Consider the following 13,936-nt stretch of genomic DNA (forward strand, 5'->3'; position numbering starts at 1 on the left):
TATGGATCTGAGTAGTGATGTTACTGACGGAGTAGGAGATCTTCATGATAAGTTTTATTATATAAACAAAATTCTATCCTTTTCACGTAACTTTAAAGCTTTTAAAAGTCTCCAGAGGGAATACCTTTTAAATAATAAAAATGGTGCATTGCTTTACAGTTTTTATATTGATTTTTATGGGATAATATCGAAAGTAGTATACTCGTATTCTACTCACTTATGCGGTTGTTGAAAAAGGAAGAATTACTTTAATCTCATTATTAAGCTTTTTAGCAAAATAATATAAATGCAAAGCCATAGGCTATCATGTTTATGAATAGGCAATTCAGAATCGGTTCTTTAGGATTCCAATGTTGCATCTGCTCTTGGATAAAGACAGTTTATAAGAAGTGCTTTTCTCTTGTTTTCAACGATTTTTATCAAAAGATTATAGATATACGATTAAACATTTTTTGTGATACTGAATAGAGTATTTAAAATGTAAAAACATCACTCTATTGAACACTCTGATTTTAAAACTGCTAACAACGAGCGATGAATTATAAATCAAATAATTAACTCAGTTTTAGAAGAATTTATTCTAAACGAATAGGTTTTGGGAAAATTGACCATGTGGACGAAATCGCCAAAGATAACTTGGCAAGAATGCTGCCATTGCTCTGGGGGTAATTCCCACACCTTCTAGAGTATATCCATTCTCTATAGCTTCTTTAGAAACAATGTTATCCATTTGCAAAAAACGTATCTGATTGGCTGTTACGAGTGTTGGTACAAAAGGCAATTTACCGACTGTTCCCAAAACTCCTCCAATCAATAGACCAGCAGAAAGGGGCATGGATAGGATTGTTTTTTTACGGTGAATAATTTTGAGTATATTTTCAAGAGTATTTTGGAAGGTGATAATCTGGGGACCACCAAGATCATAATTTTTTCCCCAAGCAACTTGTCCATCTAAAGCGCGCGCGATAAACTCAGCAACATCACCAACATACACGGGTTGCAATTTGCTTTTCCCACCTCCAAAAAGAGGCATAATTGGTAAAAAACGTGACAAATCTGCCAAGGTGTTAAAGAAACAGTCCTCTGGTCCAAAGATAACGGATGGACGGATAATAATTGCTTGAGGATGCTTGTTATGAATGATTTGTTCACCCATAAACTTAACACGTGCATAAAGACATGAAGCATTCTCGTTAGCCACAAGTGTTGACATATAGATTAGCGGAATACCAGTTTCTGCTGTTAATTCAGCAACATTGTAAACACCATCAATTTGTGTTTTTTTAAAATTCGATTGATTTGCTTGTTTTAAGCTACCAGGCAAAAACACTGCCGCATCAGCTCCAAGCAATGCGCGTGCAACAGAAGCACGATGCTTGATATCTGTTTTAAGCATTTGGGTTTGTCCTACTTCTCCTATTTGGAGCATGTAATAAGCTTTTTGTGGACAACGAACAGCGATACGAACGCGATATCCCCGCTTAGTCAAAGTTTCAACGACATGTCGTCCTACAAAACCGGATCCGCCAAAAACAGTAATGAGTTTAGGATGTTGATAAAGTGCACAATCAAGTTGCATGATTAAAAAGTCTATCTTTCAAAGCTTTAAAAATAGCTAATTATCTAGCACGGTGGTGTTTTATTGTCACGCAAAATATCACCCGCAAGATAAAGAGAACCACTAATAAGGACAATAGCCTCTTTATATTCCATTTTAATTTTATGCAAAGCATCTTGTAGGTGCGCTTTTGGGGCAGCAGGGATTCCTACTTTTTGGGCTGATTCAGCTAAGTCTGTTGGAGAGATACTGGCATTATTGTCAAGCAGCGGTATCGTATATACTTTATCGACAAGGTTAGCTAAAGGACGAAAATAACCGACAGCATCTTTGGTATTAAGCATGCCAGCAATCATAATAATGGGGCGATCTGTTTTTTTTCTCCATTGTGTAAGTTCTGCCGCAATAACTTTTCCTGCAGCAGGATTGTGACCACCATCTAACCATAAATCAATATCAGGAGATAGTTGATCAACCAAAAGTCCTTGGGTAAGATGCTGCATTCGTGCGGGCCAATAAATATTTTTTAAAGCGTCATTTATGGTTTGTTCTGAAAGTTGAAAACCCGCTTGATAAACTGCTTCAAGAGATGCACCAGCATTGGCAACTTGGTGGTCTCCAATAAGGTTAGGAAGGGGAAGATCCATGAGACCTTGATTGTTTTGAAAAACCATACGTCCATGTTCTTTATAACTTTGATAATCTTGATCAAAGAGAGCATAAAATGCTTTATTTTTATTAGCAAGGGGTATTAAAGTAGCAAGAGTTTCTTCATAATTTTGCTTCCCAATGACTACAGGAACGTTTGGTTTGATAATCCCTCCTTTTTGAAAAGCGATTTGAGCAATTGTATTTCCAAGAAAGCTCTCATGATCATAATCAATGGGCATAATAAGCGATACAGCTGGTTTGTTAACGACATTGGTAGCATCAAAACGTCCTCCCAATCCAACTTCTAAAATGACAACATCAGCTGGATGTATACTAAACAACATAAAGGCAGCGGCTGTAAAAATTTCAAAAATAGTAATCGGCTCTTGACGATTTACTTTTATAATTTCACGGATTGTCTCAGCCAATTGGTTTTCTGTAACAAGTTGACCACCTCCTTTTTGACCTAACCGGCAGCGTTCATTCCAGTTGACGAGATGAGGTGAGCTATAAACATGAACGCGGTATCCTGCATTTTCCAAAAGAGCACGGCAAATTGCTGAAGCAGATCCTTTGCCATTTGTTCCAGCGATGTGAATAACAGGGGCAAGTTTTAAATGTGGGTTACCAAGACGCTCTAAAAGGTGAACAATACGCTCTAAGGAAAGATCAAATTTTTTCGGATAATTTTTTAGTAAATCATCCACCACCCTTTGTATTTGACTTTGTTGCATAAACTTAAGCTGCTTTTGTCCTAGAAAGCGATGTTTGAGAGTCTGTTGGGGATGGATCGGAAGGGTTAAAAACAGCAGGGCGTTTCATCATCAAGCGTAAAATACGCGCAATTGTTGTTTTCATTTCTAAACGCGATACAACCATATCAATCATACCATGTTCAAGCAGATATTCACTACTTTGAAAACCTTCTGGTAGAGTTTCGCGTATAGTTTGTTGAATCACACGTGGACCAGCAAAACCAATCATAGCGCCAGGCTCGGCAATGTGAATATCACCAAGCATGGCGTAAGAAGCAGTAACACCACCGGTGGTTGGATTAGTCAGCACAACAATATAGGGAAGCTTTGCTTCTTTCAACATTTCAATCGCTACTGTTGTACGGGGCATTTGCATCAACGAGAGTGTTCCTTCTTGCATGCGTGCACCACCAGAAGCAGCAAAAAGAACCAGCGGACGCCTTTCAGCAATGGCAGTATCAAAAGCTTTGATAATAGCTTCTCCTGAAGCCATACCAAGTGATCCACCCATAAAGGCGAAATCTTGAACAGTTGCAATAATTGGCAAACCCTCAATCGTACCACGTGCACTTAAAATATTGTCATCAACCCCAAGTTTAGAACGATAATCTTTTAACCGGTCAATATAGCGTTTTTCGTCACGAAATTTTAAAGGATCTGTTACAACTTTTGGATTTTCAAGAGCTGTATAAACACCATCATCAAAAAAATGCATGAGACGATTTTTAGCACTGATACGCATATGATGACCAGAATTGGGAGCTACAAATTGATTAGCTTCCAGATCTTTATGGAAGACCATTTCACCACTGGTAGGATCTTTAATCCATAGATTTTCTGGAATTTCACGGCGCCCCAATATAGAGTTAATTTTAGGACGAACATAATTTGTAATCCAGTTCATCTTTATAACCTTCCTTTAAATATTGTGCATCTTTTGCATGATTTGAAAGAATATAGAACTTAAGCAGTCACATTTGCTTTACCGGTTGAACAAAGGAGTCTATTTAATACTTTTATCAGTGTACGTATAGCTTGTTTTTTAATTTTTAATTTTTCCCATATTATAACAATCATATGCATCATGAAGAGTATTCCCTATAATAAATTTCTCATAAGTTTTAAGAACTTACATGTTTGTATTTTTTACTTTGGTGTTAAAATTTACTCCTTGCGATGGTTAACAAACGCCTTATTTTTTAATAAAAATGAATATCCAATTAATCATTCGTATCAACAGTTTTGAAGAAAAGAAACCTTATAATATAAGGCGCTAACAAGGCTAAAATAATCCATTAAAGATAATGAATACAATAACGCTATATTAGCGAAACGCTAACATCAGAGCAAGATTTTTTTCAAAAGGTTTCTTTAAAGCGCACGCTTTTTACAATTAAAATAGAATACGCTCAAAATACCATTATATTACTCATTTACGTGCTTGTTTTACACAGATATCTTTCAATAATTTCCAAAACTCTCTTATGAAGAATATACACTCTCCATGAATGGTATAAAAGACATTATGCTATCCGTTTTTACTGAAATAGAAGGTACAAAGCGGCACCATCATACTCTTTTTCAGTTTTCAATACGACGATAATGTTTGCATTAAGAGGATTCATATAAAGATATTTCACGCCTTTTTGAAAGTACTTTTATCCGCACACCACCTCCGTTTATGATATATTAACAAACGATTTCAATTGATCCAATATGAATAGGATTAAAATGAGAAACCCTCATAATATTTAGGTTTTTCACTCATGTTGTGAAACGATAAGTTATCATTATAAATCAATATATTGCTTTAATAAAAGATAAAGCATAAAATTTTATATTATGCTTTCTTTGGCTGGCAAGTTTTATTAACCTTAAAGTCAAGGAACACTATTTTTGTGTAATGCGTGCTATGGTCTTTTGGGAAAGCATTTTGTGTAAATGTGTCATAAAGGCGGCGGCAAAAAGCGGTGTTGCTAGATTAATAATAGGAATCGAAACAAAAAGCGCTATCAATAATCCTGCGCCAAAAACTGTTGTGTAATGAGTATGTAAAAAAGCACGCGCATTTTGCTCTGTTCGAAAACGGTAAGCCGCAAACAAGAAATATTCATGACCGAGCAAATAACCATTAATAAGATAAAAAGCAATTAAATTAATACCTGGTATGAAGAATAAAATAAAAGCAATTCCATTACCAAGAAGGCTTAAAATAACAAATTTAAAGGAAATGATAAGAGAACGCTGAAACGGCAAGGCTTGTCCAATAGGCTCGTTTGGGTAATCCTCCTTTTCAATGATTTCAGCAGCAGAGTCAATGAAAAAACCACCAATCATAGCTGTGATGGGTGCAATCAAAAAAGCCAACAAAAGAGCCAACCCAAGATTAAAGATGATAAGCATGCTAAAACCAATCCATCCCGCCCAACTAGGGAGTCCAGGAAGAAATTGAGCAATCCAGGGCCAAAAGTAAGACACAAAAAGTTGGTGCACACATAACCATAAAATGGTGAGAATGAAAAAAGTAACCCCCAATGCTTTCAGTATCATAATACGATATTGCGAGGTCAGAAGACGTTGTAAAGCACGATAAGCAGCAGTAAAAATCATAGATTAATAAACTAAGGAAAGAAGCAAAAAAAACAAGAAATATATTTAAAGTATGTACAGTGTAATTTTTTCTTTCTTTGAATTACAAGATTTTTTTCAAGAACATTATAAAAAACGGTTAAGGTTTCTTTGTTAAAAATAAAGTTTGAATAAATAGAAATTTTGATTTTTAAAAACAAAGAAGAATTTAAAAAGTAGCTGTTGTAGAAGAAATTTTTAGTATTTTTGTACATAGTGTAGATTATTGCGTTTATATGATATATGTAAAAAATTAAGGAATAAGAACTATTTGGGAGAAAAGTTGTTTATTTCTATTTATTCAGTAGAGTTATCTAACTTCGTTTATCTAAATGTTTAATTGTTTTGCACAATTCCTAAAATTCTGTACTTTTCTACTATTTGGCGGCATGCTTTTGCCTCTCGCTTTCAAAAAAATATTGAGTTCAATGGAATAGGGGTAACGTAGTAGCTCCGTAGATATTCTAATTTTGGGCAACAGAATGATTAATATGATAGAAGTGGAAAAAATAAGCTTAGGCGATTGACTGTCAGATCCCATAGAAGAGCAGTTTTTTGAGAAGAAGCAAAGAAAGGGAGAAACCACGGATGCTTAAAAATGATGAGATTTTGAATTTTAAAAGCCATAAGTGCAATGAAGTAAGCATTCATTGAAGCACTTTTCATACAAGTGGTGCACTGTATCAAATAATTTTTAGATAATAACACCACTAATTTATCGAAGAGAATTGATCATTTTCAACTTGAATAAAATCCCAAATATAGAAATATTCTTTAATTTCAAAGACTCTATTCAACATCAAAAAATTATTTACGTACACATTATAGGCGAGACCAATGTATGGATACAAAGCTTTCGATAAAGGAATAAAAATGCTTCTCATGAAACATCACAATGTGAAGATATCATGGATAAAATTCTAGTCTTTGTGGTCTTGGTATTCTGGAGAGAGGACACAGACATTTAATCTTAAAGACCGATCACTGAGGAAAATAATAAAGGCTTCAGTTTCATAAACTTATAGACAGTGGTACAATGAATTTTGTCTACATTCTTTATGAGCGTCAGCATGAAGTATGCTTAAAATTGCATTGAGATGTTATAATATTATTGATTTATACATTATTTTTCATAGCGAATAAGAGCTCAAAATAAAGTTGTCATATTTTCTCATTAGCTGCTCTCATCATGAAACAATCAAAATCATTTATTTGCATATCATAAATATGACCAATATGTGGATAAAAACATTGAAGAAAGAAAATGCTTTTTATAAATTTTATCCATTACAAGAGCTTTGTCAAAATTGATGGTAGCCAAAGTGAATGATAGCTTGTTTTTTTATAAGCTGGCGAGACAGTGGTGCAATAGATCCTGCTTTTATGAAGGCTAGGGTGAGATAGGATTTTTTAAAAAAACATTTCCCAACGCTCATCACACCCATTTCGCAACAGCGTTTGTGAATGGTATATGGGTAAAGCTCTCGTGAATAATATAAAACTTATAGGGCATCACTAACTTTACGCTTAATAAAAAGAGCACGCTGGCACCATCATCCTCAGTGTTGTCCGAGACAAGCCCTTGGTTCTTGAGACGGTCCATTATAAGCGCTTTTAGTTCTTTCTGAAACGTTTTGTATTCATACAGTTATCCTTGTTTACAACGTGCAAGAAAATGATTTTTATTGATTCAACATGAGAGAGATTAGGAATGAGAGAATCTTATGATATCTGGGATTCTAATTTAATATGAACAATGCGATATTATCATTATAAACCAGAAATATTATATACTAATTGAGATGGATAGACACATATTGTCAGTTCTATTTTATAAGGTGTTTTAATATCAACGCGTTTGAAGAGTTCTTATTTGCAAAGGGGTATATTTTCCTCATGAGGAGTAGGTGTTTGGGGGGCAAAAAATGATACAATCACGTTTGCTAATTTTTGCGCTACGTGTTGTTTACTCATATGGGGCCATTGTTCAACTTTTTTTCTACTTACGAGATAAACTTGATTTGTATCAGCACCCATGACACTTGTACCATCTAGTTGAAGAGAAATATCATTAGCAAGAATGAAATCAGCTCCTTTTTCAACACATTTCTTTTGCGCATTAGCAATAATATCGCATGTTTCAGCAGCAAAACCAATGACCAATGAGGGGCGATTTGGAGCGTGTCCAATCGTTGCTAAAATGTCAGGATTTTCAACCATGTGAAGGGATGGTGGTGTTTTATGAGCATCCTTTTTAATTTTGTGTAAAGATTGGGTTTGACTACGCCAGTCACAAACAGCGGCAACAAAGATGGCACCATCAGCAGGCAATGCGGTTTGAACGGCTTTTAACATCTGTTGTGCTGTTTCAACATGAATGGTTTTTACTTCTTGTGGGTCTGCAAGATGAACAGGTCCACAAATAAGTGTTACTTTTGCACCCAAATGTGCAAGAGCGGTTGCAATGGCATGACCTTGTTTACCTGAGGACCGATTAGCAAGATAACGTACTGGATCAATTGGTTCATGGGTAGGGCCAGAGGTAACAATGAAATGGCGGCCAAAGAGAGGTTTTTCATGCACATTCAAAAGATTCTCTATAGCAGCGACAATGGTTAAAGGTTCGCTCATACGTCCATATCCAATCTCGTCACGTTCAGCCATCTTTCCGATTTCTGGTCCGATGATATGAACGCCATCTGCGTGCAATTGTGCAACATTACGAATAGTTGCTGGATGCACCCACATGGCTGGATTCATGGCGGGTGCAATCAAGAGTGGACAGCGTGCTGCTAAAAGGACACAATCAGCCAGATCATCTCCTATGCCATGGGCTATTTTTGCAATGCGGTTGGCTGTAGCAGGAGCTAAAATAATCAGGTCAGCATCACGTGCTAATCGGATATGTCCAATATCGTGTTCTTCTTCACGTGAAAATAAATCAGTATATACAGTACCACCGCTTAAAGCTTCAGCGGCTAAAGGCGTAATAAATTTTTGCGCTGCTTTTGTCATCACGACTTTTAAGTGTGCTCCACGTTCTTGTAAGCGGCGAATCAAATCAAGTGCTTTATAGGATGCAATACTTCCACCAATAATAAGAAGAAGTGATTTTGATTTCAATGATTGCGCTTCAACAGCGCTAGTATGAAGGGGTTGTGTGGTGAGAGGAGTGGGATTGCTTAAAAGGCGTCGAACTTCTTCTTCCATAGAAATACCATTTTGCGCGGCGCGTATGCGTAAAGCTTCTTTGGTTTCAGGAGACAGGTTACGAATGGTAATACTGGCCATAAAATACCTCCAAGAAATAAAATGATTGCAATGATTTCATTGTTGATATTTTTAGCATATTAAGGAGATTAGAAAAGGTGAAAAAAGTAAAAAGTAAGACAAGCGCAACAAAGTGCAATGATGAAAAGACTATAACGACCATAACGGTTTCTGTGACTTTGTTCTACAGCAAGTTGTTTGAGGGTAGCAGGAGAAAGATTAAAACCTGTTTTTCTCATTTGATTGAAATCTTCTTCTATTTGTTGGAAATTTTGAACCAATTGTGGTGTTTTGCGTGCCAGCGAAAGGAGAGCTTGTGCTCCTTCACTAAAGTCTTTTACAACGCCTACGGGTCCTAAATTTTTACTAATCCATTCTTTGACAATGGGTTCAGAAGCTTTCCACATATTAAAAGTGGGGTCTAATGTGCGGGCAACACCTTCCACGACAACCATCGTTTTTTGCAGCAATAAAAGTTCAGGTCGCGTTTGCATGTCAAATAATTCAGTGACTTCAAACAATAAAGTGAGCAATTTAGCCATGGAAATGCTTTGTGCTGATTGTCCGTGAATTGGTTCGCCAATAGCGCGGTTGGCTTGCGCAAAGCTTTCGATATTATGGTGTGAAGGAACATAGCCGGCCTCAAAATGGGCACGTGCAACTCGATGGTAATCGCGGGTAATAAAGCCGTAAAGAATTTCAGCAAGGAAATGCTTTTCTTTTTTGCCAAGCCTTCCTGTAATGCCTAGATCAACAGCAACAATACATCCTTTTTCATCTACAAATAAATTACCAGGATGCATATCGGCGTGAAAAAAACCATCACGCAGTGTATGACGAAGAAAAGATTGAATAAGCGTAATAGCAAGCGCCTTCAAATCAAAACCTGCTTCTTTGAGTTTGGAAGTTTCGGATATTCTTATACCATCAATCCATTCCATTGTAAGAACATTACGTCCTGTCCGTTCCCAGTCAATACGTGGAACCCGAAAGCCTGTATCATGTTGAATATTTTCAGCCATTTCAGATATAGCTGCTGCTTCTAAGCGTAAATCCATTTCAAGTCGTGTTGTTTGTGCTAAAGTATCCACCACACAAACAGGACGAAGCCTTCGAGAGGCAGGGATATAGCGCTCTTGTAAATGAGCAATGAGATAGAATCCTCTAAGATCTTTAGAAAAACGTGCTCTGATATTGGGACGAATAACTTTTACAGCACATTTTTTCTTATGGCCAGTTTCATCACTGTATTCAGCTGGATGAACTTGAGCAATAGACGCGGCGGCAATGGGGGGATAAAAATTTACGAATAAATCATCAATAGAGCGACCAAGAGAACTTTCAATTTGAGCAATAGCGGCAGTGCAAGAAAATGTTTGGACGCGATCTTGTAGCTGTGACAAATCTTCCGCAATATCACGCCCAACAATATCAGGTCTTGTGGCAAGAAATTGACCAAGTTTTATGTAAGAGGGTCCAAGCTTATTAATGGCATATGAAATATTTTCAGATCGTTGTTTCTTTTTTGTTTTGCGTCGTGCTAATGCACTCGCTATACGATGACATAGCGCTGGAAATCCTTGAAGATCATCATGAGGAAGAGCACTTAAAACACCTTCACGTGTTAAAACCCATCCTGCACGCATCAATTGAAAGTAAGGGGAAATTTGCACCATTTTTAAATTTTCCAACCTGAATGCAGCGCTGCAATCGCACCGGTGAGATTGCGGTACGATACCCGCGAAAACCCCGCATGCTTGATCATATGGGCAAAATCATCTTGCTTAGGAAATTTGCGGATAGATTCAACCAAATAACGATAAGCATCGCCATCATTTGCGATAAATTGACCTAGCTTAGGGATAGCATGGAAAGACCAAAGATCATAAATTTTATCGAGCCAAGGCATCTCGACATTTGAAAATTCTAAACATAAGAAACGTCCACCGAGCTTTAAAACACGAAAAGCTTCTCTAAGAGCTTGATCAATATGAGGAACATTGCGAATTCCAAAAGCAATCGTGTAAGCGTCAAAGCTTTGATCTTCAAAAGGTAGATTTTCTGCATTGGCTTCAACAAAATCAATCAGAGGGGCAAGACCATTTTTTTGTGCGCGTTTTTTGCCAACGCTGAGCATTGAGCCATTAATATCAAGCACTGTAGCATGGGCTTTTTGGCGTGAAGCATTAAGAATACGAAAAGCAATATCACCTGTACCGCCAGCGACATCAAGAACTTTCCAATGAGAAAGTGCTGGTGGGGAAAGCCAAGCAATCATGGAATTTTTCCACACACGGTGTAGCCCTAAGGATAAGATATCATTCATCTTGTCATAATTTTCAGCAACAGAATGAAACACACCATCCACCATGGATTGTTTTTGTGTTTCATCTACTATTGTAAAACCAAAAGAGTGCTCCATGCCACCCTTGGTTCCTACACGTTCTGTTTCAATTGCCATGTATATGATCTTCCTTATTTTTCTTTTATCGTAAATGAAATAGAGAGGGAATGTTCAACTACGAAAAAACAACGTATAAAACTACGACGTTTACACAGCCAAAAACAGAAGAGTACCTTTAGATATCAAGATTGGCAACGCTTAAGGCATTGTCTTGAATAAAAATACGTCTAGGTTCAACTTCATCACCCATGAGACGAGAAAAGAGTGAATCTGCATCGGTTGCATCATTAATCTTTACTTGTAAAAGAGAACGTGCATTGGGATCAAGCGTTGTTTCCCAAAGTTGTTCAGCATTCATTTCCCCAAGACCTTTATAACGTTGAAGAGTAACACCTTTTTTACCGTTTGTAAAAATGCTCTCTAAAAGGCTCATAGGACCAAAAATACGCTCTGTTTTATCTTTGCGACGTAAAAGAACAGGAGGATGATATATGTCGATAAAATTTTGAGAAATGCGATCAATTTGGCGTGCGTCAGTTGAATTTATAAGTCCCACATCAAGCGTAACAACATCTTTAACACCACGCAAAATACGCTCAAAACATAAACTTCCATCTGCTGTATATTGTCCACTCCAACCTTGTTCCATATCATCAGCAATCAGATTAAGGCGGTGTGCTGTAGTATCTGCTATTTTTTGCGCTTTTTCTTGTGTTGCAAAGACTTCAAGATTAAAAGCGCCAGCAATTGCTGCTTGTTCAACAATATTACGGTCATAACGGGTATGAAGACCATTTAAAAGTTGACGTAATATACGAGCATCTTTAGCGAGTTGATACAAATCAGCCCCTGCACGAACTTCTCCCGTTGAAAGCTCAAGCGTTGTTTCTTCTAATCCAGTATCGATCAAGAATTCTTCAAACGCTGCTTCATTTTTAATATATTGGGAAGATTTTCCACGCGATACTTTATAAAGAGGAGGCTGAGCAATATAAAGATGTCCACGTTCAATCAACTCGGGCATTTGTCTAAAAAAGAAAGTGAGCAGCAGAGTACGAATATGGGCTCCATCAACGTCCGCATCCGTCATGATAATAATCTTATGATAACGTAATTTATCCGGCGAAAATTCATCCTTACCGATAGACGTTCCAAGAGCTGTAATAAGTGTTCCAATCATATCAGATGAGAGCATGCGGTCGAAACGTGCTCGTTCAACATTGAGGATTTTACCACGAAGGGGTAAAATTGCTTGATTTTGACGTGAGCGCCCACTTTTTGCTGAACCGCCAGCCGAATCCCCCTCGACAATAAAGATTTCTGATTTTGCGGGATCTCGTTCTTGGCAATCGGCAAGCTTTCCTGGTAGAGAAGTGATATCAAGTGCCCCTTTTCGTCTTGTAAGTTCACGTGCTTTGCGTGCTGCTTCACGTGCTGTTGCAGCTTCTACCACTTTACTAATGAGAAGTTTTGCTTCATGAGGATGTTCTTCCAGCCATATTGAAAGACCTTCATTGACCAAACTTTCAACAATAGGGCGCACTTCAGAAGAGACTAACTTATCCTTTGTTTGTGAAGAAAATTTTGGATCAGGAACTTTGACAGAAAGAATAGCTGTTAATCCTTCACGGCAGTCATCACCGGTTAAGTTCACTTTTTCTTTTTTAGCAATACCTGAAGATTCAGCATAGCCATTAATTTGGCGTGTAAGGGCACTTCTGAAACCTATCAAATGCGTTCCACCGTCACGCTGAGGGATATTATTGGTAAAACACAAGACCTTCTCATGATAGGAATCATTCCACCACAGGGCAACATCAACGCTCATACCATCCTTTTCACTTGCAATATAAATAGGAGTATCAAGCAGAGCTTTTTTTGATTGATCAATATATTTCACAAACTCTATTAATCCACCTTCATAATGCAATTCAACGGATTTAATATCAGCATGACGCTCGTCAACAAGAAGAATATAAACCCCAGAATTTAGAAAAGCTAATTCCCGTAAACGACGCTCTAAAGTTTCAAAATCAAACTCAACCATAGTAAAGGTTTCAGAGCTTGGTAAAAATCTAATTTCTGTTCCACTTTCTTGATCGCAATCGCCAACAACTTTTAATGGAGCATCAGCTACCCCGTGGGTAAATGATATTTCATGAATTTTACCATTGCGTTTGATTTGCAATTTAAGCCAAACGGATAATGCATTCACAACAGAGACGCCAACACCGTGTAATCCGCCTGAAACTTTATAAGAGTTTTGATCAAACTTTCCACCGGCATGAAGCTGTGTCATAATAACTTCAGCGGCAGAAATACCTTCTGTTGGATGGATATCTGTCGGAATTCCACGTCCATTATCACGAACAGAACAAGAACCATCAGCATGGAGTGTGACGTTTACAAGAGTTGCATGACCGGCTAAAGCTTCATCGATAGCATTGTCTACAACTTCATAGACCATATGGTGTAACCCCGATCCATCATCAGTGTCACCGATATACATACCAGGACGTTTGCGTACAGCATCAAGACCTTTGAGAACTTTGATAGAAGCGGCATCATAGTTATTGCTTTGTGCTGGTGAGGTTATTTCATCACTCATAAGTTAGTCCATTCCTGTGTTCAATTTACAATATTTTATCCGCTTTTTTTAAAGCTCAATGT

8 protein-coding genes are annotated in these 13,936 nt (G+C 37.3%); all 8 read right to left on the reverse strand.

The window, feature by feature from the left end; translation table 11 throughout:
* Nucleotides 1-580: 580 nt before the first annotated feature.
* Nucleotides 581-1,579 (reverse strand): complex I NDUFA9 subunit family protein, encoded by a 999-nt coding sequence (locus tag ACFIM6_RS01555; protein ID WP_375611364.1) that lies wholly within the window; start codon nt 1,577-1,579, stop codon nt 581-583.
* A gap of 44 nt (nt 1,580-1,623) precedes the next feature.
* Nucleotides 1,624-2,943, reverse strand: a complete 1,320-nt coding sequence (locus tag ACFIM6_RS01560; protein WP_375611365.1) for a bifunctional folylpolyglutamate synthase/dihydrofolate synthase — start codon at nt 2,941-2,943, stop codon at nt 1,624-1,626.
* 4 nt (nt 2,944-2,947) lie between these two features.
* Nucleotides 2,948-3,868 carry an acetyl-CoA carboxylase, carboxyltransferase subunit beta gene (accD, locus tag ACFIM6_RS01565; RefSeq protein ID WP_375611366.1) on the reverse strand — a complete coding sequence of 307 codons (921 nt, stop codon included), beginning with the start codon at nt 3,866-3,868 and terminating at the stop codon, nt 2,948-2,950.
* Nucleotides 3,869-4,854: 986 nt separating this feature from the next.
* A complete protein-coding gene (locus ACFIM6_RS01570) occupies nt 4,855-5,574 on the reverse strand; it encodes a sulfate transporter family protein (protein WP_375611367.1) in 720 nt (239 codons plus the stop codon).
* Between the two features lie 1,887 nt (nt 5,575-7,461).
* Nucleotides 7,462-8,883: a bifunctional phosphopantothenoylcysteine decarboxylase/phosphopantothenate--cysteine ligase CoaBC gene (coaBC, locus tag ACFIM6_RS01575; RefSeq protein ID WP_375611368.1), complete on the reverse strand. Its 1,422-nt coding sequence runs from the start codon at nt 8,881-8,883 to the stop codon at nt 7,462-7,464.
* 68 nt (nt 8,884-8,951) lie between these two features.
* Nucleotides 8,952-10,538 carry a 2-polyprenylphenol 6-hydroxylase gene (ubiB, locus tag ACFIM6_RS01580; RefSeq protein ID WP_375611369.1) on the reverse strand — a complete coding sequence of 529 codons (1,587 nt, stop codon included), beginning with the start codon at nt 10,536-10,538 and terminating at the stop codon, nt 8,952-8,954.
* 2 nt (nt 10,539-10,540) lie between these two features.
* A complete protein-coding gene (gene ubiE / locus ACFIM6_RS01585) occupies nt 10,541-11,323 on the reverse strand; it encodes a bifunctional demethylmenaquinone methyltransferase/2-methoxy-6-polyprenyl-1,4-benzoquinol methylase UbiE (RefSeq protein WP_375611370.1) in 783 nt (260 codons plus the stop codon).
* Nucleotides 11,324-11,441: 118 nt separating this feature from the next.
* Nucleotides 11,442-13,874, reverse strand: coding sequence for a DNA topoisomerase (ATP-hydrolyzing) subunit B (gene gyrB, locus ACFIM6_RS01590; RefSeq protein ID WP_375611371.1), 2,433 nt, complete (start codon nt 13,872-13,874; stop codon nt 11,442-11,444).
* Nucleotides 13,875-13,936: the final 62 nt, after the last annotated feature.

The sequence above is a fragment of the Bartonella sp. AA9NXGY genome (assembly GCF_042196845.1).
GTDB lineage: Bacteria > Pseudomonadota > Alphaproteobacteria > Rhizobiales > Rhizobiaceae > Bartonella.

Bases quoted from the DNA above. Each gene is read 5' to 3' on its own strand.
- ACFIM6_RS01555 (WP_375611364.1), bottom strand. From the start codon at position 1,579: ATGCAACTTGATTGTGCACTTTATCAACATCCTAAACTCATTACTGTT.
- ACFIM6_RS01560 (WP_375611365.1), bottom strand. From the start codon at position 2,943: ATGCAACAAAGTCAAATACAAAGGGTGGTGGATGATTTACTAAAAAAT.
- accD (WP_375611366.1), bottom strand. From the start codon at position 3,868: ATGAACTGGATTACAAATTATGTTCGTCCTAAAATTAACTCTATATTG.
- ACFIM6_RS01570 (WP_375611367.1), bottom strand. From the start codon at position 5,574: ATGATTTTTACTGCTGCTTATCGTGCTTTACAACGTCTTCTGACCTCG.
- coaBC (WP_375611368.1), bottom strand. From the start codon at position 8,883: ATGGCCAGTATTACCATTCGTAACCTGTCTCCTGAAACCAAAGAAGCT.
- ubiB (WP_375611369.1), bottom strand. From the start codon at position 10,538: ATGGTGCAAATTTCCCCTTACTTTCAATTGATGCGTGCAGGATGGGTT.
- ubiE (WP_375611370.1), bottom strand. From the start codon at position 11,323: ATGGCAATTGAAACAGAACGTGTAGGAACCAAGGGTGGCATGGAGCAC.
- gyrB (WP_375611371.1), bottom strand. From the start codon at position 13,874: ATGAGTGATGAAATAACCTCACCAGCACAAAGCAATAACTATGATGCC.